The organism is Rhodanobacter sp. FDAARGOS 1247 (genome assembly GCF_016889805.1).
Classification (GTDB): domain Bacteria; phylum Pseudomonadota; class Gammaproteobacteria; order Xanthomonadales; family Rhodanobacteraceae; genus Rhodanobacter.
On record NZ_CP069535.1, the window covers coordinates 20,939 to 44,044 of the forward strand.

Consider the following 23,106-nt stretch of genomic DNA (forward strand, 5'->3'; position numbering starts at 1 on the left):
TAAAAGTTATACACCGCACCAACAACCACTACCAACTTCTTTTAAAGATAGAACAGCAGGTATAGGGGAAGCACAGCCATGCAATTCAGCATCCAACGAGAAGCCCTGCTCAAGCCGCTGCAACAGGTTGTCGGCGTGGTCGAACGGCGGCAGACCCTGCCGGTCCTGGCCAACCTTCTGGTCAAGGTCGGCGACGGCAAGCTGTCCCTCACCGGCACCGATCTCGAAGTCGAGATGGTGGCCACGGCAGACGCGGAGAAGCTGGCCGACGGCGAGATCACCATTCCCGCGCGCAAGCTGTTCGACATCGTGCGCGCCCTGCCGGACGGCGCCCGCATCGACCTGAAGTTGAACGGCGACCGCGTGGCGCTGAATGCCGGACGCAGCCGCTTCACGCTGACCACCTTGCCGGCCAGCGAATTCCCCACCGTTGACCAGATCGAACTGGTCGAGAAGGTCAGCCTTCCGGAGGAGGTCCTGCGGGACCTGATGGAACGCACGGCATTCGCGATGGCAAACCAGGACGTGCGCTATTACCTCAATGGCATGTTGCTGGACCTGCAGGAACACACGTTGCGCTGCGTGGCCACCGACGGTCATCGACTGGCGATGAAGGAAACCGAGCTGCAGAGCTCGGTGAGCACCCGCCGGCAGATCATCATTCCGCGCAAGGGCGTCAACGAACTGGTCGGCCTGCTCGAGACCGGCGATGGCGAGGTCGAGCTGGAGTTCGGCCGCAATCACCTGCGCGTGCGTCGCGGCGAGGTGGTTTTCACCTCCAAGCTGATCGACGGACGTTTCCCGGACTACGAAGCGGTGATTCCGTTGGGCGCCGACAAGACCGCCACGCTGGATCGCGAAGTGCTGCGCGGCGCCCTGCAGCGTGCCGCCATTCTCTCGAACGAGAAGTACCGCGGCGTTCGCCTGGAACTGTCGCCGGGCAAGCTGCGCATCGTTGCGCACAACCCCGAGCAGGAAGAGGCGGTCGAGGAAGTGGAGGCCGATACGCACGTGTCGGATCTGGCCGTGGGTTTCAACGTGGGATACCTGCTGGATGCGCTGGCGGCGTTGCGTGGCGACCAGGCCCGCTTGAGCCTGCGAGACGCGCAGTCCAGCTGTCTGGTGCAGGAACACGACAACGAGCACGCTCGTCACGTGATCATGCCGCTGCGGCTCTGACGGCCACGGCATGGTTTTCAGCAGCTGGGGCAGGAAGTCGAGGCGCCGGGGTATCCGAGAGGAACTCCGGCGTTGCTGTTTGCGGCGTGGCTGCGCATGAACATCGAACAGCTGCGCATTGCCGGCCTGCGCTGCTTCGGCGAGGCAGCCGTGGCGTTGGACCCCGGCATCAATGTCTTTACCGGCGACAACGGCGCGGGCAAGACCAGCGTGCTGGAAGCGGTGTTCCTGCTGTCCCACGGTCGCTCCTTTCGTAGCGGCGCCAAGGATGCCCTGTTGCAGCGAGGGGCATCGGGACTGTCCATCTTTGCCGAACTGCGCCATGCGGATGGCCGACTCGCGCGGCTCGGCTTGGGGCGGACGGGATCCCGCTGGGAAGGGCGGCTCGATGGACTCAACGCCCCGTTGGGTGAACTCGTTCGGGAGTGTGCCGTGGTCTGTTTTGATCCCGGTTCGCACGCACTCATCTCCGGGGGGGCCGAGGAACGCCGCCGCTATCTCGACTGGGGCGTGTTCCACGTGGAACATCAGTTCCTGTCGACCTGGCGCCGTTATCAGCGGGCTCTGAAACAACGGAACAGCCTGCTGCGCAGCTACCCGCTGGCCGCTGACGCACTCTTCCTGCCCTGGGAAGCCGAGCTGGCCCAGACGGGGCAGCAGATCGACCTGCAACGGCAGGCATATCTCGATCTGCTGCGACCCAGGCTGGCCCGAAGCATGGAAGGACTGCTGGGTGAGCTGGGCGCGCTGGAGCTGCGGTATCGCCGGGGGTGGGCGGAAGATCAGGACCTGGCCTCGCAGTTGCGCGTCCAACGGGAGAGGGACGTCGCTCGTGGGCACACCACGATGGGAGTCCACCGCGCAGACTGGACGCTGGCGTTCGAGCATGCTCCGCTGCGCGAGCACCTGTCGCGCGGCCAGGGCAAGCTGGTCGCGTTGGCCTGCATGCTGGCTCAAGCCGAACTCTACGCGGAGCATCACGGCGACTGGCCCATTGTTTGTCTGGATGACCTGGCTTCGGAACTCGACCAAGCCCATCAACGCGCAGTCATCGGACAATTGATGGGGGCCAGCGCCCAGATTCTGCTGACGGGGACCGAGCTGCCAGCAGCGATGCAGGGGCTGCCCGCCCGGGTGTTCCACGTGGAACAAGGTGAGCTGTCCCGCCTGCTATAATCGAAAGGTTGCATCCCCACGGATTGCATAACCCTGTCCGGCCTTCACGGCGCCGCGTCGGGCGGGTAGCTGGCGCCAGGAAACGGTCACCGCATGAACGAATCCACGAACGAATCGCACTACGACTCAAGCAACATCAAGGTCCTCAAGGGCCTGGAAGCGGTGCGCAAGCGCCCGGGCATGTACATCGGCGACACCGATGACGGCACTGGCCTGCACCACATGGTGTTCGAGGTGGTCGACAATGCGATCGACGAAGCGCTCGCGGGTTACTGCGACAAGGTGGTGGTCACCATTCTTGAAGACGGCTCGGTCAGCGTCAGCGACAACGGCCGCGGCATTCCGGTCGACATCCATCCGGAGGAGGGTCGCTCCACCGCCGAAGTCGTGATGACCGTGCTGCACGCCGGCGGCAAGTTCGACGCGAACTCGTACAAGGTTTCGGGCGGTCTGCATGGTGTGGGCGTCTCGGTGGTGAACGCGCTGAGCGATCACCTGTGGCTGACGATCTATCGCGACGGTTTCGAATATTTGCAGGAGTACGCGCTCGGCGAACCGCTGTACCCGTTGAAGGAAGTCGCCCCTTCGACCCGGCGCGGTACCGTGGTGCGTTTTCTCCCGAGCCCGGCCACCTTCACCAACAACATCGATTTCCATTACGAGATTCTGGCCAAGCGCCTGCGCGAACTGGCCTTCCTCAACTCGGGCGTGACCATCGAGCTGAAGGACGAACGCGGGGAAGGGCGAGCGGACACGTTCGCGTACGAGGGCGGCATCCGCTCGTTCGTGCAGCACCTGGCGCAGTTGAAGACCGCGCTGCACCCGAACGTGATCAGCCTCCTCTCCGAGCAGGACGGCATCGTCGTCGACCTCGCGATGCAGTGGACCGACTCCTACCAGGAGACGATGTTCTGCTTCACCAACAACATTCCGCAACGTGATGGCGGTACCCATCTCACCGGTTTCCGCGCCGCGCTGACCCGCTCGCTGCAGAACTACATCGAGAAGGAAGGCCTGGCCAGGAACGCCAAGGTGGCGCTGTCCGGCGACGACATGCGTGAGGGCATGATCGCGGTGCTGTCGGTGAAGGTGCCCGATCCGAAGTTTTCCTCGCAGACCAAGGACAAGCTGGTTTCCTCCGAGGTGAAGACCGCCGTGGAGCAGGCGGTCAACGAGAAGTTGAGCGAGTTCCTGCTGGAACACCCGAACGAGGCCAAGGCGATCGCCTCCAAGGCGGTCGATGCCGCGCGTGCCCGCGAGGCTGCGCGCAAGGCGCGCGAGATGACTCGCCGCAAGGGCGCGCTGGACATCGCCGGCCTGCCCGGCAAGCTGGCCGACTGCCAGGAAAAGGATCCGGCACTGTGCGAACTGTTCCTGGTCGAGGGTGACTCCGCCGGCGGCTCGGCCAAGCAGGGCCGCAACCGCAAGACCCAGGCCGTGCTGCCACTGAAGGGAAAGATCCTCAACGTCGAGAAGGCGCGCTTCGACAAGATGCTGTCCTCCGCCGAAGTCGGGACCCTGATCACCGCGCTGGGCACAGGCATCGGCAAGGACGACTACAACCCGGACAAGCTTCGCTACCACCGCATCATTCTGATGACCGACGCCGACGTCGACGGCTCGCACATCCGCACCCTGCTGCTGACCTTCTTCTACCGCCAGATGCCGGAGCTGATCGAGCGCGGGCACGTCTACATCGGCCTGCCGCCGTTGTACAAGGTGAAGCAGGGTAAGCAGGAGCTGTACATCAAGGACGACGCGGCGCTGAACGACTACCTGATCTCCAGCGCGGTCGACAACGCTTCGCTGACCTACAGCCCGGATGCGCCGCCGATCACCGGCGAGGCCCTGGAAAAGCTGTTGCGAGGCTATCAGCACGCGCTGGATCAGATCGCCAAGCTGGCGCACCGCTTCGATGCGGCGGTGTTCAACGCGCTGCTTGAACACCCGCCGATCCATGCCGAGCTCTGGGCCGATGAAGCCGCCATGCAGGCATGGCTTGATGGCGCCGCCGGGCGGCTGGCCGCCAGTGGCCTGGGCAAACCGCACTACCGCATGGCGTTGCGCCCGGCGCAGGGCGAACAGGTGGCCGCGATCGAGGTGGTCAGGGAACAGCACGGGCTGACCCACACCTGGCTGTTGCCGCAGCCGTTCTTCAGCAGCAACGAATTCCGGCCGATCCTGGCGATGAGTCAGCAGATCGCCGGCATGATCCAGCCCGAAGCCGTCGTACGCCGTGGCAACGCCTCGCGTGGCGTGCTGAGCTTCCTGGAAGCACGCAACTGGCTGCTGGACGAGGCCAAGAAGGGCCGCAGCATCCAGCGCTTCAAGGGTCTGGGCGAAATGAATCCCGAACAGCTGTGGGACACCACCGTGAATCCGGAAACCCGGCGCATGCTGCAGGTGGGCATCGAGGACGCGATCGCCGCCGACCAGATGTTCTCGATGCTGATGGGCGAAGCCGTGGAGCCGCGTCGCGACTTCATCGAGGCCAACGCGCTGAAGGTCGCCAATCTCGACATCTGACCATTCGCCAGAGTATGCACGAGTCATCGCCAAGTGGTTGATTTTCAACAAGCTTCCATGCGGCGTTGCAGCTTGTTATCGCACGCCGGCTCGGGTTAATCTCCACAGTTCCCCCGCGTCACTCGATCGATACGCGCAGACAAAACGAGGATCACCATGAAGCATGTCCGTGGATTGACCATGCTGGCGAGTGCGGCACTGTTGCTCGGCCTTGCCAGCAGCCCGGTTCTGGCGCGCAAGCACGAGGACACGCCAAAGAAGGAAGTGCTTTATCCCGACACCAGTCGCAAGGAGCCGAAACTCGACCTGACCAGCGAGAAGGACCAGAAGAACCTCAGCGAGGGTCTGGACGCGGTCAACGCAGGCGACAAGGCCAAGGCCCAGGAACTCCTGCAGCCGATCGTCGACCACAGCAAGAGCAAATATGCGCAAGGCCTCGCTCTCCAGGGGCTGGCCAACCTCGCCTACAACAACCAGGACGTGAAGGGGGCGATCAGCCTGCTGCAGCGCTCGTTGGCCGTCGGCCTGCTGCCGAACGATACCTATTTCCAGCTCCAGTACATGCTCGCCCAGTTCCAGATGGCCGACGAGCAGTACCAGGCCGCGCTCGACACGATCACGAAGTGGCGCGCGGAAGGCAAGAAGGAAACCGCCGATTCCTACGCGCTCGAGGGCAACGCGTATTACCGTCTTGCCAAGTATCCCGAGGCGATCGCCGCGATCACCAAGGCCAAGTCGCTGAGCACCAAGGCCGAGCCGAGCTGGGACCAGCTCCTGATGGCCAGCTACGCCGAATCCGGCCAGGACGACAAGGCGGCCGCGCTGGCGACCGATCAGCTCAATTCGAACCCGACTGACCCCAATGCGCTGAACAACGCCGTGGCCGTGTTGATGCAGGCGCACAAGTATCCCGAAGCGATCCAGCTGATGGAGAAGGCTCGTGCGGCCGGTACGCTGACCAAGGAATCGCATTACGTGAACCTTGCCAAGCTGTACCTGATCACCGGCCAGGAAAGCGCGGACCCTGGCCCGAATGCGGCCAAGGCTGCACAGGCCCTGGAAGAAGGCATGAGCAAGGGTGTGGTCAAGCCGACAGCGGAAACCTATGTGCTGCTCGGTCAGGCCGCCGAGATCGGCAACAAGATCGACAACGCCGTCGGCTACTACGCGAAAGCCCAGCCGCTCGCCAGCGACGGCGAACCCGCGCTCCGTGCCAGCCGCCTGATGCTCAGCGAGAGCAAGTACAAGCAGGCCAGGACCCTGGTGCAGACCGCCCTCGACAAGGGTGTCAAGGAGAAGGGCAAGGCCTACATGATCCTGGCCGAAAGCGAGCGCGGCATGAAGAACAAGCCCGCTGCAATCGCGGCCATGAAAAAGGCCGCGCAGGATCCGGAAACCGCCGCGAAGGCCAAGGCCTGGCTGCAGAAGGCCGGTGCCGGCTGAAAGCGGAAAGATCATGGCAAGCTGCGGGATGGAATGGCCGCCAATCCGCCCCGCAGCGCTATACAAAAGCCATGTGCTGTTGTAACGTTGAAACCTTCCCCTGCGTCTCCCCAGTGGCAAGTTCTCTCCGGCTCCGTCCAGACATCAGACGGATCCGGGCCAAGCCCTGCGGCAACGTTCTCTTCCGATTGATCAGCTCCAGACTAGTGACAGATGGCCTCAAGTAACGAAGAAATCGGGCGCGAGCCATTCAGTTGGAAGCGCACCTGGGCATTGGCTGTAGCTATTGGGCTGCACGCGTTTGCGTTCCTGTTGATCGTGGCGCCGATGGCACCACCGCATCAGAACCACAAGGAGAAGGAACGCATCGTCCAGGTGAACTTCATCGAACCGCCGCCGCCGCCGCCGCCACCGCCGCCGCCGCCGCCGGAGCCGCCGAAGCAGCCGCCACCGAAGGTCATCAAGCAGGTGGTGCCGCCACCGACGCCGCCGCCGCCGACCCCGCCACCTCCGGTGGAAGAAGTCTCGGCGAACGCGACCCCGGCGCCGCCGCCGGCGCCGCCTGCTCCACCGGCGCCGCCGTCGGACATCACGGCCAGTTCGGATCTCAGCTACAACAGCAGGCTTCAGCCGAAGTACCCGCCGCAGGCGATCCGCCAACGGCATGAAGGTACGGTGGTGCTGATGATCCTGGTGGGCGTGGATGGTTCGCCGAAGGACATCAAGATCGACCGGTCCAGCGGTTACCACGAACTCGATCGTGCCGCCATGGATGCCGCACGTCGTTGGCGCTTCAATCCAACGATTCGAAATGGACAAAAAGTCGAGGGGTACGCCCGCGTTCCCGTCAACTTCAATCTCAGCCAGCTGTAACCGGATCCACCCGGTTACAGTTACAGTTCACGCTTGACTTCCCTAGGGTAGCGTTATGTTCCTACAGACTCCTGCAACGACCGATGCCGCACAGGCCATGGGTGGCAATACCAACGCCGAAGCCATGAAGCAGATGGGCTTCGACAACCTTATCCAGAACTTCGACTGGCTCGGCTGGGTCGTCTTCGTGACCCTGGTCGTGATGTCGTTCCTGTCGTGGTACTTCATCATCGCCAACGGCATCCGCAACGCCACCGTCCGCGCTCGCGCCGACAAGGTCATCGACGGCTTCTGGGGCAACGGTTCCACCCAGGACGCGATCCGCGAACTCGAGGCGCAGCCGCGCAGCGAGCCGTTCTCGAAGATTGCGCTGGACGCCGCCTCGGCGGTTGCCCATCACCAGCAGGCCACCGCGGCTGCCGGCACCACCGGTCGTCTGGCCGAGTCGCTGAGCCGTTCGGAGTTCATCGATCGCGCCCTGCGTCAGGCCGTGGCTCGCGAGAGCCTGCGTCTGGAAGGCGGCATGACCCTGCTCGCCACCGTCGGTTCGGCGGCTCCGTTCGTCGGTCTGCTCGGTACGGTGTGGGGCATCTACCACGCGCTGATCCGCATCGCCGCTTCGGGCAACGCCTCGATGAACGCCGTGGCCGGCCCGGTCGGTGAGGCGCTGATCATGACCGCCTTCGGTCTGTTCGCTGCTATCCCGGCGCTGTTCGCGTACAACTTCTTCAGCCGCTCGAACCGCCTGACCTACGCCCGCTTCGACGAATTCGCACACGACCTGCACGACTTCTTCGCTACCGGTTCGCGCGTCGACAGCTCGAAGTGAGGGATTGACCCATGGCGATGAGCACTGGAGGCAATTCCGGCGGTCCGATGTCGGAAATCAACGTCACGCCGCTGGTCGACGTGATGCTGGTTCTGCTGATCATCTTCATGATCACCGCACCACTGATGTCGCACTCCATCACGATCGACCTGCCTACCGCCAATCCAAAGACCAAGGAACCGGAAATGGTGGTTCCGCCCCTGGATCTGGCGGTCAAGCAGGACGGCAGCATGTACTTCAATGACCATGCGGTCACGGAAGCCGAGCTGAGGTCGCTTCTGGCGGTGAACGCCCAGAAGTCGCCCCAGCCGGAGCTGCAGATCCGCGCGGACAAGGGCACCGAGTTCAAGATCGTGAAGAAGATCATCGGCGACACGAAGGATTCCGGCATGGTGCATGTCGCCTTCATGACCACTGACGCGCCGAAGGGGTGACCTGAGATGGCTTTCACTACCAAGACAACAGGTCCGATGTCGGAGATCAACGTCACGCCGCTGGTCGACGTGATGCTGGTCCTGCTGATCATCTTCATGATCACGGCGCCGGTGCTGGCCCACAAGATCCAGGTCGACCTGCCGCAGCCGAACGTGAACAATCCGCCGCCGACCAATCCGCTCGATCCGATTCATCTGAAGATCGATCAGGCCGGCGCGCTGTATTGGAATGACACCCCGGTCGACGAACTCGGCCTGAAAGCCCAGCTGGCAGTGATCGCGCAGCAGAGCAATCAGCCGGAGATCCAGATCGCGGCAGCCGACGGCGTGGCCTATGAGCACGTGGCCCGCGTGCTGGCGGATGCGAAGAGCTACAACCTGGTCAAGATCGGCTTCACCGAAGACTTCTGATCGGGCTGCCTCGGCAGCATGCAACAGACAAGACCCCCGCCCCGTGCGGGGGTTTTTGTTGGCGTGACGGTTTGTCGGAACGGTGTCAGCGCAGGATCTGCAGGTAGTTGCGCACGGTGGTGGCAAGTCCCTCGTACAAGGCCTCGCCAATCAGTGCGTGTCCGATGGACACCTCGGCCAGGCCGGGAATCGCGGCGCGGAAGGTGCCCAGGTTCGCCTGGCTGAGATCGTGCCCAGCGTTCACGGCCAGCCCGGCCTGTTGCGCGCGCCGCGCGGTGTCCGCACAAGCGGCCAGCACCGTGGCGGGCTCGCCGTCGGCAAAAGCCTGGGCGTAGGGTCCGGTGTAGATCTCGATGCGCTGTACCCCGATCACCGCGGCCAGATCGAAATCCTGGCTGCCGGCGTCGACGAACAGGCTGACCCGGCAGCCGAGATCGCACAACTCGCCCACCAGCGGACGCAGCTGCGCAATGTCCCGGCGCAGGTCGAAGCCGTGATCGGAGGTGATCTGGCCATCGCCATCGGGAACCAGGGTCACCTGGGTGGGACGCACTTCGCGGGCCAGTTCGACCAGGCCCGGATAGTCTCCCCGCGCGCCGGCAAACGGGTTGCCTTCGATGTTGTATTCGACCCGTCCGCGCAGCATCGCGGCGAGCGCCCGCACGTCGTGTGGGCGCACATGGCGCTGATCGGGCCGGGGATGGACGGTAATGCCGCCGCAGCCCGCGTCGATGCAGGTTTGCGCGGCACGGCAGATGTCCGGTTCGTCGCCGCCGCGCGAATTGCGCAGCACCGCGATCTTGTTGAGGTTGACGCTGAGCAGGGTCATGGCGTTCCGGCAATCCGCTGGGGATGAAAGGCTATCGCAAGGACGATCGGGCGAGGCGGCCGACGGCCGATACGTGGCCGTCGATCGACCGGAAACAGTGCACCGATCACTCGCTGCTGGCAAGCGTCCCGAACCGTATCCGGCGCTCGTCCCCCCGCCACGCCAGTGCCGCGACCAGGCCGGTGTCCAGCTCGAGCCGGCGCAGTTGCCAGGCGTCGACGTCGTCACCTTGAAGGTGTCGCAGGCGCAGCTGTCCGGCATCGCTGGTGACGCTGAAGCGGTCGAGCCCGAACGCGATGCCGCGTCCCAGCGCCTTCACCACGGCCTCCTTGGCCGTCCACAGTTCCAGAAAGGCCGCGTCGCGCGCCGCCGCCGGCTGCGCCGCCAGGGCTGCCGCTTCGTCGGCGCTGAAGAAGCGCCGGGCAATCTCCAGACTGCGCTGGCGCGGTCGCGCGCGCTCGAGGTCGATCCCGGGCGCCACGTTCCGTCCCACCGCTATCAGCGCCTGATCACCGCTGTGCGACCAGTTGAAGCCCAGCGACTGATCGTGGAACGCGCCCAGCGCGGGACGGCCATGCTCGCCATCCACCAGCGCCACCCGTTCCAGGCTGACATCGAGATAGGCGGCAAGCACCGTGCGCAGCGGCTTCCGTCCCAGCGCCTGTCGGTAGTGCACTCGCCACACATGAATCTCGTCATCGCGCAGGGCCTCTGCTACGTTGGCAAGCACGAGTTCGGGCGGGGCGATCATCAGGGCATGGTGCCGTCCGGCCCGCCGGGGCACAAGCGCGGATCGCCCGCTGCGCCGCCCATCTGCCGGGGGAGATTGGCTTGATCCAGGGCTGGCTGCTGCTGCTGGTGTCGCTGCTCTACGTGGGGCTGCTGTTCGTGGTGGCCTACGCGGGCGACCGGCGACCGCTGTATCCGCGTCAGCCGCGCCTGCGCCCGATCGTCTACAGCCTGGCGCTAGCCGTCTATTGTTCGTCGTGGACGTTCTACGGCGCCGTGGGCACGGCCGCGCGCGACGGCCTGGCCTATCTGCCGATCTATCTGGGCCCGATCCTGCTGTACGTGTTCGGTTTCGGCCTGCTGCGTCGGCTGGTGCAGGTGGTCAGGCAGCGCAACATCACGTCGATCGCCGACTTCATCGGCGCGCGCTTCGGCAAGTCGCACGGGCTGGCGGCGCTGGTCGCGGTGATCGCGGTGATCGCGGTGGTGCCGTACATCGCGCTGCAGTTCAAGGCCGTGGCGATGTCGTACGGCGTGCTGGGCGGCGCGGCATTCGGTGCGATGAAGGCGGGCGGGATCGACAGCGCGATGTGGTGTGCCGTGCTGCTGGCCCTGTTCGCGATCCTGTTCGGCACGCGCAGCATCGATGCGACCGAGCACCACCATGGCCTGATGCTGGCGATCGCGCTGGAATCGCTGATCAAGCTGTTCGCCTTCGTGGCGCTGGCGGGCTACGCGCTGTGGCGTGGCCCCGGCCTGCTCGGCACCGTGCAGCCGCCGATGGCCCAACTGAGTCACGGACTGAGCCCCGGCTTCATGGCCCAGACGATGCTGGCCTTCTGCGCGATGTTCTGCCTGCCGCGCCAGTTCCAGATCGGCATGGTCGAATGCGAGGACGCCAGCGATCTCAGCCGCGCGCGCTGGATGGTGCCGCTGTACCTGGTGATCGTCAGCCTCGCGGTGCTGCCGATCGTGGCGGCCGGCGCGCACATGCCGCTGGTGCGCGACGGCGCGGCTGACGCGTGGGTGCTGACCCTGCCGCTGTCGCACGGCGATCGGGGCATGGCCCTGCTGGCCTTCGTGGGCGGATTCTCGGCCGCCACCGGCATGGTGATCGTGGCGGCGGTGGCATTGTCCACGATGATCAGCAACGACCTGGTGATGCCGGCCCTGCTGCGCATCCGCCGCCTGCGGCTGGAACATCGCAGCGACCTGTCGCAGCTGGTGCTGGGCGTGCGGCGAATCGCGATCATCCTGCTGGCGGCGATGGCCTACGCGTACTACCGCGTCGCCGCCAATGCGGAGAACCTGGCCGCCACCGGACTGCTGGCATTCGCCGCGGTGGCGCAGTTCGCCCCGGCCCTGGTCGCCGCGATGTACTGGCGCGGCGCCAGCCGTCGTGGCGTGGTGGTGGGCCTGGCCGGCGGCTTCATCGTATGGGTCTACACCCTGCTGCTGCCGGCGCTGATCCGCTCGGACCAGTGGCTGCAGCACGGTCCGTTCGGCTGGGACTGGCTGCGTCCGCAGGCGCTGTTCCACCTCAGCGGCTGGGAACCGGTGATGCACGGCACGTTCTGGTCGCTGCTGGTCAACGTCGGCTGCCTGGTGTTCGTCTCGCTGCGCTTCCGGCCCAGCCTGGAGGAGCGCCTGCACGCGGCGGTGTTCATGGATGCCGATCCGGCCAGTCGCAGCGGCGCGGGCGACTGGCGTGGCCGCGTGGTGGTGGCGGACCTGCGCACGATCGCCGAACGCATCGTCGGCGAGCGCAGCAGCGCGCGCGCGTTCGAGGAGTACGGCCACCGCCTGGACAAGCCGCTGCTGCCCGGCGCCGCCGCGGATCGCGCGCTGATCCAGTTCACCGAACGCCTGCTCGCCTCGGCCGTCGGCGCGGCGAATGCGCGGCGCATCCTGATCAGCGCGCTCTCCGGCAGCGGGCTGGACCTGGCCGAGTCGATGGCGCTGCTGGACGAAGCCTCGCAGGAACTGCGCTTCAACCGCGAGCTGTTGTCCACCACGCTGGAAAACGTGTCGCAGGGCATCAGCGTGGTCGACGCCAGCATGCGCCTGGTGGCATGGAACCGGCGCTACCTGGAGCTGTTCGACTATCCCGACGGCATGGTCCACGTCGGCGTGCCGGTGGCCGAGCTGATCCGCTGGAACGCTGAGCTGGGCGAGTGCGGTCCCGGCGAAGTGGACGGCCATGTGGCCAAACGCATCGACTACATGCGCGCCGGTTCCTCGCACCTGTTCCAGCGCATCCGGCCGGACGGCACGGTGATCGAGATGCACGGCCGTGCATTGCCCGGCGGCGGCTACGTGACCACCTATACCGACGTGACCGCCTACAAGAATGCCGAGCAGGCGCTGATGGAAGCCAACGAGACGCTGGAGCTGCGCGTGGAGCAGCGCACCGCCGAACTGTCCGAAGCGCTGGTGGCCACCGCCCAGGCGCGTCGTGCGGCCGAGGCGGCGAACATTTCCAAGACGCGCTTCCTCGCTGCCGCCAGCCACGACCTGCTGCAGCCGCTGAATGCCGCGCGACTGTTCACCTCGGCGCTGCGCCAGCATCCGGGGCTGGACAGCGAGGCCGAACAGCTGGCCGAACGCATCGATGCCTCGTTCCGCGCGGCCGAGGACCTGCTGGACGCACTGCTCGACACCTCGCGCCTGGACACCGGCAGCTATCGTCCCGACGTGTCGGGCTTTGCGCTGGCCGACCTGTTCGATTCGCTGAAGGCGCAGTTCGCCGTGGTGGCCGAACAGCGCGACCTGCGCCTGCGCGTGGCGCCGACGCGACTGGCCGTGCGCAGCGATCCCCAGCTGTTGCGGCGGATCCTGCAGAACTTCCTGTCCAATGCCTTGCGCTACACGCGCCACGGCGGCGTGCTGCTGGGCGCGCGCCGGCTCGGCGACCAGGTGCGCATCGAGGTGTGGGACACCGGGCCGGGGATTCCGCCGGAGCAGCGGGCGCGGATCTTCGACGAGTTCCAGCGCCTGGAGCAGCCGTCGCCGTGGGGCGAGAAGGGCCTGGGCCTGGGCTTGTCGATCTGCGACCGGCTGGCCGGCATCCTCGGCCATCGCCTGGACCTCGACTCACGCGTGCAGCATGGCAGCCGTTTCGCGGTGAGCGTGCCACGCAATGAAAGCGTGCCGATGCGGCGTCGGCGCGTGGCGCGCAGCGGCCCGGACACGCAGCTGCCGCTGACCGTGCTGTGCCTGGACAACGACGAGTCGATCCTCGATGGCATGCGCGCGCTGCTCGGGCGCTGGGGCATCGACTGCCGCACCGCGGTCGACGTGGACCAGGCGCGGGCCGAACTGCGGCGTGGCCCGATCGACCTGATCCTCGCCGACTACCACCTGGCCAACGATGTCGATGGCCTGCAGGCCCTGCAGCAACTGCGCGACGCGGTGGTGCAGATGCCGCCGGCGGCGATCATCACCGCCGACGGCAGCAGCGAGCTGAAGCAGCGGGCGCGGGCGCTGGGCTATCCGCTGTTGCACAAGCCGGTGAAGCCGGCGGCCCTGCGCGCGCTGCTGGCTGCGCCGTTACGCGGCCAGCACTGAGCAGGCTTCAGCCAGCTCAGCGCGGCAGCAGCGAACCGCCCATCAGGTACTCGTCGACCGCACGAGCGCACTGGCGGCCTTCGCGAATCGCCCACACCACCAGCGACTGCCCGCGCCGCATGTCGCCGGCGGCGAACACCTGGTCGACGCTGGTGCGGTAGTCGTCGGTGCCGGCCCTGGCGTTGCCGCGGGCGTCCTTCTCCACGCCGAACGCGTCCAGCACATGCTGCAGCGGCGAGACGAAACCCATCGCCAGCAGCACCAGCCCGGCAGGCACCTCGAATTCGCTGCCGGCGATCTCGGTCATCCGGCCGTCCTTCCACTCCAGCCGCACCGCGGTGAGGCTGCGCACGTTGCCCGCGCCGTCGTCGTTGAAACACTTGGTGGCCACCGCCCAGTCGCGCTGGCAGCCTTCCTCGTGCGAGCTCGAAGTGCGCAGACGGATCGGCCAGTACGGCCACACCAGCGGCTTGTTCTCCTGCACCGGCGGTTGCGGCAGCAGCTCGAACTGGGTCACCGACGCGGCACCGTGGCGGTTGGAGGTGCCCACGCAATCCGAGCCGGTGTCGCCGCCGCCGATCACCACCACGTTCTTCGCGGTGGCCAGGATCTGCCGGTCGAGCCGGTCGCCGGCGACCATCTTGTTCTGCTGCGGCAGGAAGTCCATCGCGAAATGCACGCCGTTCAGTTCGCGACCGGGCACCGGCAGGTCGCGCGGCGTCTCGGCGCCGCCGGCGATCACCACCGCGTCGAAATCCTGCTTCAGCTGATCGGGCGTGATCGTCTCGCCGGCTCCTTCCGCGGCGGCATCGCCCACGAAAACGCCGGTGCGGAACTGTACGCCTTCGCCCCGCAGCTGCTCCACGCGGCGATCGATCAGCATCTTGTCCAGCTTGAAATCGGGGATGCCATAGCGCAGCAGGCCGCCGATGCGATCGTTCTTCTCGAACACCGTCACCGCATGTCCCGCCCGCGCCAGCTGCTGCGCGGCGGCCAGTCCGGCCGGTCCGGAGCCGACCACCGCGACGCTCCTGCCGCTGGGCCGCGCCGCCGGTTGCGCGGTGACCCAGCCTTCTTCCCAGCCCTTGTCGATGATCTTGTGCTCGATCGACTTGATGCCCACCGCCTCGCTGTTGATGTTCAGCGTGCACGCCGATTCGCACGGCGCCGGACAGATCCGCCCGGTGAACTCGGGGAAGTTGTTGGTCGAGTGCAGCACCTCGAGCGCGCGCCGCCAGTCCTGCTGGTGGACCAGCTCGTTGAAGTCGGGGATCAGGTTGTTGACGGGGCAGCCGTTGTGGCAGAACGGGATGCCGCAATCCATGCAGCGGGCGGCCTGGGTCGACGCGTCGGCGTCGCCCAGATGGCGGATGAACTCGCGCCAGTGCTTCTTGCGCTGCGCGGGCGCCTCGCTGGTTTCGCTGAGCCGCGGATAGTCGAGAAAGCCGGTGATCTTGCCCATCTGTCTTCCCCTGGCCTCAGGCCGTGGCCTTCGCGGTGGATGCCGTGGCGGGCGCGGCGTTCGCATCGCCCAGTGCGCGCCGGTATTCGTGCGGCATCACCTTGACGAAACGCGCGCGGGCGCTTTGCCAGTCGTGCAGGATGTCCTTGGCGCGGAAGCTGCCGGTGTGGCGGAAATGCGCCTCGATCAACTGGCGCAGGATCGCCTCGTCGGTGGCCCGCGGCGCACCGCGCGAAACGGCATGCCAGTGATGCGGCGGCACGCGGACCTCCTGCTCCACGCCGGCAAGCACCGGCTCCAGCGCCACCATGGCGAGGTTGCACTTGCGCTCGAACACGCCGCGCGGGTCGTACACGTACGCCACGCCGCCGGACATTCCCGCCGCGAAGTTGCGCCCGGTATCGCCCAGCACCACCACGGTGCCGCCGGTCATGTACTCGCAGCCGTGGTCGCCGACGCCTTCGACCACCGCGCTGGCGCCGGAATTGCGCACGGCGAAGCGTTCGCCGGCGACGCCGTTGAAATGCGCCTCGCCCTCGGTGGCGCCGTACAGCACGGTGTTGCCCGCGATGATGTGCTCCGGGCCGAAGCCGTGGAAGTCGTTCGGCGAGCGCACGATGATGCGGCCGCCGGACAGGCCCTTGCCCACGTAGTCGTTGCCTTCGCCGACCAGGTCGAGGGTGATGCCGCGGGCCAGGAACGCGCCGAAACTCTGCCCGGCGACGCCGGACAACTGCACGTGGATGGTGTCGTCGGGCAGGCCGGCGTGGCCGTAGCGCCGTGCCACTTCGCCGGACAGCATGGTGCCCACGGTGCGGTTCACGTTGCGCACGCCGAGCATGAAGCTGGTCTTCTCGCCCTGCTCCAGCGCGGCGCGGGCCTTCTCGATCAGCACGTGGTCGAGCGCCTTGCCGCCTTTCTCCAGGCCGTGGTCCTGCGATTCCACGTGGCGGCGGGCGACCTCGGCGGGCACCTCGGGGCGATGGAACACCCGCGAGAAATCCAGCCCGCGCGCCTTCCAGTGCGCGATGCCCTGGCGCACGTCGAGCAGGTCGGCGCGGCCGACCAGGTCGTCGAAGCGGCGGATGCCCAGCTGGGCCATGATTTGCCGCGCTTCCTCGGCGACGAAGAAGAAGAAATTCACCACGTGTTCGGGCTTGCCGGCAAACTTCCGGCGCAGCACCGGGTCCTGCGTGGCCACGCCAACCGGGCAGGTGTTGAGGTGGCATTTGCGCATCATGATGCAGCCTTCCACCACCAGCGGCGCGGTGGCGAAGCCGAACTCGTCGGCGCCCAGCAACGCACCGATCACCACGTCGCGGCCGGTCTTCATCTGGCCGTCCGCCTGCACCCGGATGCGTCCGCGCAACCGGTTCAGCACCAGGGTCTGCTGGGTCTCGGCCAGGCCCAGTTCCCATGGCGTGCCGGCGTGCCTGATCGACGACCACGGCGAGGCGCCGGTGCCGCCGTCGTGGCCGGCGATCACCACGTGGTCGGCCTTGGACTTGGCCACGCCCGCGGCGACCGTGCCCACGCCGATCTCGGACACCAGCTTCACCGAGATCGAGGCCTGCGGATTGCAGTTCTTCAGGTCGTGGATCAGCTGGGCCAGATCCTCGATCGAATAGATGTCGTGGTGCGGCGGCGGCGAGATCAGGCCCACGCCGGGCACCGAGAAGCGCAGCCGCGCGATGTATTCGGACACCTTGTGGCCGGGCAGCTGACCGCCCTCGCCGGGCTTGGCGCCCTGCGATACCTTGATCTGGATCTGGTCGGCCGAGACCAGGTACGCCGCGGTGACGCCGAAGCGGCCCGAGGCCACCTGCTTGATCCGCGAGCGCAGCGAATCGCCGGCTTCCAGCGCGATGTCGCTTTCGATGTGCTGCGCGCCGATCACGCTGGCCAGGGTGTCGCCGGACTGAATCGCGATGCCGCGCAATTCGTCGCGGTAGCGCGCCTCGTCCTCGCCGCCTTCGCCGGTGTTGGACTTGCCGCCGATCCGGTTCATCGCCACCGCCAGCGTGGCGTGCGCCTCGGTGGAGATCGAGCCCAGCGACATCGCGCCGGTGGCGAAGCGCTTGACGATCTCCCTGGCCGGTTCCACCTCGTCCAGCGGAATCGCCGCCGCCGGATCGATGCGGAACTCGAACAGCCCGCGCAGCGTCATGTGGCGGCGGGTCTGGTCGTTGATCAGCTGCGCGTATTCCTGGTAGGTGCCGGGGCTGTTGGCGCGGGTGGCGTGCTGCAGCTTGGCGATCGAGTCCGGCGTCCACATGTGCTCGTCGCCGCGCGTGCGCCAGGCGTACTCGCCGCCCACGTCGAGCGCGTCGGCCAGCAGCGGGTCGTCGCCCCAGGCCGCCCGGTGCTGGCGCAAGGCCTCCTCGGCCACCTCGAACAGGCCGATGCCCTCGATGTTCGAGGTGGTGCCGGTGAAGTAGCCGTCGACCAGCTCGCGGCTGAGGCCCACCGCCTCGAAGATCTGCGCACCGGTGTAGGACATGTAGGTCGAGATGCCCATCTTGGACATCACCTTCTGCAAGCCCTTGTCGATCGCCTTGATGTAGTTGTGGATCGCCTTGTCGGCGCTGACCCCGCCCGGGCTGGCGGCGAACTGCTGCGCCAGCACCTCCATCGCCAGGTAGGGGTGGATCGCCTCGGCGCCGTAGCCGGCGAGCAGGGCGAAGTGATGCACCTCGCGCGCCGAGCCGGTCTCCACCACCAGGCCGGTGCTGGTGCGCAGGCCGCGGTTGACCAGGTGCAGATGGACGGCCGAAGTGGCCAGCAGGGCCGGGATCGCCACGCGCTCGCGGTCGGCGTGGCGGTCGGACACCACCAGGATGTTGTGGCCCTGGCCGATCGCATCCACCGCCTGCGCGCACAGCGAGGCCAGGCGCGCCTCGATGCCCTGCTTGCCCCAGCTTGCCGGATAGGTGATGTCCAGTTCGAAGCTGCGGAACTTGCCCTTGGAGTAGCGGCCGATCTTGCGGATCTTCGCCATCTCGGCGAAATCCAGCACCGGCTGCTGCACTTCCAGTCGCAGCGGCGGGTTGATGTTGTTGATGTCCAGCAGGTTTGGCTTGGGCCCGATGAAGGACACCAGCGACATCACCAGCTGTTCGCGGATCGGGTCGATCGAGGGGTTGGTGACCTGGGCGAACAGCTGGCGGAAATAGCTGTACAGCGACTTGTCGCAATCGGACAGCACCGCCAGCGGCGCGTCGTTGCCCATCGCGCCGATCGCTTCCTGGCCGTCCAGCGCCATCGGCAGCAGCTGGAATTTCAGGTCTTCCTGGGTGTAGCCGAACGCCTGCTGGCGATCGAGCAGGTCGTCGCCCAGGCGCGCCTCGGCGCGGGGCTCGGGCAACGCGTCCAGCTTGATCCGGATGTGCTCGATCCACTGCTTGTACGGCTTGGCGTTGGCGAGCTGGTCCTTCAGTTCCTGGTCGTCGATGATCCGCCCGGCTTCCATGTCGATCAGCAGCATCTTGCCCGGCTGCAGCCGCCACTTCTTCACGATGCGCGATTCGGCCACCGGCAGCACGCCGGCTTCGGAAGCCAGGATCACCAGGTCGTCGTCGGTGATCAGGTAGCGCGCCGGGCGCAGGCCGTTGCGATCCAGCGTGGCGCCGACCTGGCGGCCGTCGGTGAAGGTGATCGCCGCCGGTCCGTCCCACGGCTCCATCATCGCGGCGTGGTACTCGTAGAACGCGCGATGGTTGTCGTCCATCAGGGTGTGCCGTTCCCACGCCTCGGGAATCATCATCATCATCGCGTGCGACAGCGGGTAGCCGGCCATCGTCAGCAGTTCGAGGCAGTTGTCGAACGAGGCGGTGTCGGACTGGCCCGGGTAGATCAGCGGCCACAGCTTGGCCAGGTCGTCGCCGAGCACCGGCGAGGAGATCGCGCCGGTGCGCGCGTTGATCCAGTTGACGTTGCCCTTGACCGTGTTGATCTCGCCGTTGTGGGCGATCATCCGGTACGGATGGGCCAGTTCCCAGGCGGGAAAGGTGTTGGTGGAGAAGCGCTGGTGCACCATCGCCAGCGCCGACACCGTGCGCGGGTCGGCCAGGTCGAGGTAGTACTGGCCGACCTGGTCGGCCAGCAGCAGGCCCTTGTAGACCACGGTGCGGGTGGACATCGACGGCACGAAGTATTCCTTGCCGTACTTCAGGCCCAGCGCGCGGATTGCGTGGCTGGAGGTCTTGCGGATCACGTACAGCTTGCGTTCCAGCGCGTCGGGCACCATCACGTCCGGGCCGCGGCCGATGAAGATCTGCCGGATCACCGGCTCGCGCCCCCGCACGGTGGGCGACATCGGCATCGTGGCGTCCACCCGCACGTCGCGCCAGCCCAGCACCTGCTGGCCCTCGGCTCGCACCGCGCGTTCCAGTTCCTGCTGGCAGGCCAGCCGCGACGCCTGCTCGCGGGGCAGGAACACCATGCCCACGCCGTACTCGCCCGGTGGCGGCAGCACGATGTCCCGGGCGGCCATTTCCTCGCGATAGAACTGGTCGGGAATCTGGATCAGGATGCCGGCGCCATCACCCATCAGCGCATCGGCGCCGACCGCGCCGCGATGATCGAGATTGCGCAGGATCAGCAGGCCCTGCTCGATGATCGCGTGGCTTTTGCGGCCCTTGATATGGGCGACAAAGCCCACGCCGCAGGCGTCGTGTTCGTTGCGCGGGTCGTACAGACCCTGGGCCTGCGGCTGATCCATTGACTCCCCTCCACGGGCATGGCTGCTTATCGACTATAGTGCGATGCAGCAAAAGCGCAAGGGATTTTTCGCAATTGGACGTCTATAGGGATGGACGGCTATTCGCCTGGCCGTCTGAACCAACGGGCGGAGACCGTCTGCGACCGGCTCAGTCTTCTTCGGGCGGCAGCACCGGCATCGCTTCCTGGTCCACCGCCAGCTGGCTGGCGGCCAGCGCGACCTGGGTGCGGTTGCTGACCCCGAGCTTGCGCATGATCGCGGTCATGTGCGCCTTCACGGTCGCCTCGGAAACGCCGAGCTCCCAGGCGATCTGCTTGTTCAGCAGGCCCTCGGCGATCATCGTCATCACCCGGAACTGCTGCGGCGTCAGCGTGGCGATCTGGGCGGCGGCGGCGGCTTCGTCGGGTCGCAGTTCGTCGGAACCGCCCAGCAGGGCGTGCGGCAGCCAGACGTCGCCATCAAGCACGGCGCGGATCGCCGCCACGATGTCCTCGCCCGCGGTGGACTTGGGCACATAGGCCGACGCACCGTGGGCCAGCGCGCGCCGCGCCACCTGGGCCTCTTCATGGCCGGACACCACCATGATCGGCAGTCCCGGATACTGCCCGCGGATATGCGCCAGCGCCGAATAGCCCCGCGCGCCGGGCATGTGCAGGTCGAGCAGCAGCAGCTCGGCGTCGGGGAATTGCTCGATCAGCCCGAGCAGCGCATGCACGCTGTCCGCACTGTGCACCCGCGCCTGCGGCACGGCCGCCAGCACCGCGCGCTGCAACGCGTCGCGGAACAGCGGATGGTCGTCGGCGATCAGGATGTCGGGCATAAGGCGAGTAGTGAGAGGTGAGGAGTGAGAAACGAGAGAGAACGTCGAGCTGGCCGGCCTTCTCTCACTTCTCACTTCTCTTCACTCACTCCTGCTTCACTTGATCAACCGCTCGTCGACCAGGTTCTTCACCACGCCCGGGTCGGCCAGGGTGGTGATGTCGCCGAGCTGGTCGGGCTGGTTCTCGCCGATCTTGCGCAGGATGCGGCGCATGATCTTGCCCGAGCGGGTCTTCGGCAGGCCGGGCGCCCACTGCAGGTAGTCCGGCGTGGCGATCGGGCCGATCTCCTTGCGCACCCAGGCGATCAGCTCCTTGCGCAGTTCGTCGCTGCCGGTCTCGCCGGCGACCAGGGTGACGTAGGCGTAGATGCCCTGGCCCTTGATCTCGTGCGGGCAGCCGACCACGGCGGCTTCGGCCACCTTCGGGTGGGCCACCAGCGCGCTTTCCACCTCGGCGGTGCCGAGGCGATGGCCGGACACGTTGATCACGTCGTCGACGCGGCCGGTGATCCAGTAGTAGCCGTCCTCGTCGCGGCGGGCGCCGTCGCCGGTGAAATAGTTGCCGGGATAGGCGCTGAAATAGGTTTCGATGAAGCGCTGATGGTCGCCGTAGATGGTGCGCACCTGGCCGGGCCAGGAGTCGGTGATCAGCAGGTTGCCTTCGGCGACGCCGTCCTTCACCTCACCGTCGGCGTTGACGATGGCCGGCTTGATGCCGAAGAACGGCAAGGTCGCCGAGCCCGGCTTGGTGGCGATCGCGCCGGGCAGCGGCGAGATCAGGATGCCGCCGGTCTCGGTCTGCCACCAGGTGTCGACGATCGGGCAGCGCTCGTCGCCGACCACGCGGTGGTACCACTCCCACGCTTCGGGATTGATCGGTTCGCCCACCGAGCCGAGCAGGCGCAAGCTGGCGCGCGAGGTCTTCTTCACCGGCGCCTCGCCTTCGCGCATCAGGGCGCGGATCGCGGTGGGCGCGGTGTAGAACAGGCTGACCTGGTGCTTGTCGATCACCTGCCAGAAGCGGCTGAAGTCGGGGTAGTTCGGCACGCCCTCGAACATCACCGTGGTGGCGCCGTTGCACAGCGGACCGTACACCACGTAGCTGTGGCCGGTGACCCAGCCCACGTCGGCGGTGCACCAGTAGACGTCGTCCTCGCGCAGGTCGAACACCAGTTCGTGCGTGTAGCTGGTGTAGACCAGATAGCCGCCGGTGGAGTGCTGCACGCCCTTGGGCTTGCCGGTGGAGCCGGAGGTGTACAGCACGAACAGCGGGTGCTCGGCCTCGACCGGGGTGGGCGGGCAGTCGGCGCTCTGGCCTTCCATCAGGGTGTGCCAGTAACGGTCGCGCGGCGACTGCATGTGCACCGCGCTGCCGGTGTGGCGCACCACGATCACGGTCTCCACGCTATTGGTGCCGGGACGTTCCAGCGCGGCGTCCACGTTGACCTTGAGCGGAATGTGCTTGCCCGCGCGCAGGCCTTCGTCGGCGGTGATCACCACCTTGGCCTGCGAGTCGACGATGCGCCCGGCCAGCGAGTCGGGCGAGAAGCCGCCGAACACCACCGAGTGGATCGCGCCCAGCCGGGCGCAGGCCAGCATCGCCACCGCGGCTTCGGGAATCATCGGCAGGTAGATCGCGATGCGATCGCCCTTGACGACGCCCAGGTGCTTCAGCGTGTTGGCGAACTTGCACACTTCGGTGTGCAGCTCGCGGTAGCTGATCCGGCGCGAGTCCTTCGGGTCGTCGCCCTCGAAGATGATCGCCACCTTGTCGCCGCGCTCGGCCAGGTGGCGGTCGAGGCAGTTCGCGCTGACGTTGAGCTCGCCGTCCTCGTACCAGCGGATGTGCAGGTCCTGCGGATCGAACGACACATCCTTGATCTTCGTCGGCGGCTTGATCCAGTCCAGTCGCTGGCCGATGCGACCCCAGAAGCCTTCCGGGTCGCTGACCGACTCGGCATACAGCCTGGTGTAGTCGTCGTGGCGCAAACGCGCTGCGGCGGCAAACGACGGGTCGACCGGATAAAGCTTGGACATGGCTGGCTCCTGCTGGCGGCGTCACCAGTGGCGACGGGATTCGCGCGCCTGGCGTCAGCGCCCGGCGCAGC

15 protein-coding genes are annotated in these 23,106 nt (G+C 66.6%); 9 read left to right on the forward strand and 6 right to left on the reverse strand.

From position 1 onward, the window contains the following. Window positions 1-78 precede the first annotated feature (78 nt). From dnaN to I6J77_RS00130, 8 genes are all read left to right on the forward strand, one after another. Complete coding sequence (dnaN, locus tag I6J77_RS00095; protein ID WP_007809824.1) at window positions 79-1,179, forward strand: DNA polymerase III subunit beta; 1,101 nt, start codon at window positions 79-81, stop codon at window positions 1,177-1,179. Window positions 1,180-1,275: 96 nt separating this feature from the next. Continuing rightward, window positions 1,276-2,355: a DNA replication/repair protein RecF gene (gene recF / locus I6J77_RS00100; protein ID WP_204110078.1), complete on the forward strand. Its 1,080-nt coding sequence runs from the start codon at window positions 1,276-1,278 to the stop codon at window positions 2,353-2,355. A gap of 93 nt (window positions 2,356-2,448) precedes the next feature. Next, complete coding sequence (gene gyrB / locus I6J77_RS00105; RefSeq protein WP_204110079.1) at window positions 2,449-4,881, forward strand: DNA topoisomerase (ATP-hydrolyzing) subunit B; 2,433 nt, start codon at window positions 2,449-2,451, stop codon at window positions 4,879-4,881. Between the two features lie 156 nt (window positions 4,882-5,037). Beyond that, window positions 5,038-6,324 carry a lipopolysaccharide assembly protein LapB gene (locus I6J77_RS00110; RefSeq protein WP_239309094.1) on the forward strand — a complete coding sequence of 429 codons (1,287 nt, stop codon included), beginning with the start codon at window positions 5,038-5,040 and terminating at the stop codon, window positions 6,322-6,324. 213 nt (window positions 6,325-6,537) lie between these two features. Beyond that, window positions 6,538-7,197, forward strand: a complete 660-nt coding sequence (locus I6J77_RS00115) for an energy transducer TonB (RefSeq protein WP_056716471.1) — start codon at window positions 6,538-6,540, stop codon at window positions 7,195-7,197. A 97-nt stretch (window positions 7,198-7,294) separates the two neighbouring features. Then, window positions 7,295-8,026 (forward strand): MotA/TolQ/ExbB proton channel family protein, encoded by a 732-nt coding sequence (locus tag I6J77_RS00120; protein ID WP_007809815.1) that lies wholly within the window; start codon window positions 7,295-7,297, stop codon window positions 8,024-8,026. An 11-nt stretch (window positions 8,027-8,037) separates the two neighbouring features. Further along, window positions 8,038-8,460: a biopolymer transporter ExbD gene (locus I6J77_RS00125; RefSeq protein WP_007809813.1), complete on the forward strand. Its 423-nt coding sequence runs from the start codon at window positions 8,038-8,040 to the stop codon at window positions 8,458-8,460. Between the two features lie 6 nt (window positions 8,461-8,466). After that, a complete protein-coding gene (locus I6J77_RS00130; protein ID WP_040673554.1) occupies window positions 8,467-8,871 on the forward strand; it encodes a biopolymer transporter ExbD in 405 nt (134 codons plus the stop codon). An 85-nt stretch (window positions 8,872-8,956) separates the two neighbouring features. On the opposite strand, the gene I6J77_RS00135 is transcribed toward I6J77_RS00130, so the two are convergent. Beyond that, a complete protein-coding gene (locus I6J77_RS00135) occupies window positions 8,957-9,700 on the reverse strand; it encodes a pyridoxine 5'-phosphate synthase (RefSeq protein ID WP_204110080.1) in 744 nt (247 codons plus the stop codon). 106 nt (window positions 9,701-9,806) lie between these two features. Next, window positions 9,807-10,451 (reverse strand): 4'-phosphopantetheinyl transferase superfamily protein, encoded by a 645-nt coding sequence (locus I6J77_RS00140; RefSeq protein ID WP_204110081.1) that lies wholly within the window; start codon window positions 10,449-10,451, stop codon window positions 9,807-9,809. A gap of 80 nt (window positions 10,452-10,531) precedes the next feature. On the opposite strand from I6J77_RS00140, the gene I6J77_RS00145 reads away from it, so the two are divergent. Further along, a complete protein-coding gene (locus I6J77_RS00145) occupies window positions 10,532-13,996 on the forward strand; it encodes a PAS domain-containing hybrid sensor histidine kinase/response regulator (RefSeq protein ID WP_204110082.1) in 3,465 nt (1,154 codons plus the stop codon). A 16-nt stretch (window positions 13,997-14,012) separates the two neighbouring features. On the opposite strand, the gene I6J77_RS00150 is transcribed toward I6J77_RS00145, so the two are convergent. The 4 genes from I6J77_RS00150 to acs form a co-directional block, all read right to left on the reverse strand. Continuing rightward, entirely contained in the window at window positions 14,013-15,458 is a 1,446-nt protein-coding gene (locus I6J77_RS00150) for a glutamate synthase subunit beta (RefSeq protein WP_204110083.1), read from the reverse strand. Window positions 15,459-15,474: 16 nt separating this feature from the next. Further along, the gene (locus I6J77_RS00155) at window positions 15,475-20,178 is read right to left on the reverse strand and encodes a glutamate synthase-related protein (RefSeq protein WP_204110084.1); all 4,704 of its coding nucleotides are present in this window, start codon (window positions 20,176-20,178) and stop codon (window positions 15,475-15,477) included. Window positions 20,179-20,326: 148 nt separating this feature from the next. Continuing rightward, window positions 20,327-20,998: a response regulator transcription factor gene (locus I6J77_RS00160; protein ID WP_204110085.1), complete on the reverse strand. Its 672-nt coding sequence runs from the start codon at window positions 20,996-20,998 to the stop codon at window positions 20,327-20,329. A 96-nt stretch (window positions 20,999-21,094) separates the two neighbouring features. Continuing rightward, window positions 21,095-23,035 (reverse strand): acetate--CoA ligase, encoded by a 1,941-nt coding sequence (gene acs / locus I6J77_RS00165; RefSeq protein WP_204110086.1) that lies wholly within the window; start codon window positions 23,033-23,035, stop codon window positions 21,095-21,097. Window positions 23,036-23,106: the final 71 nt, after the last annotated feature.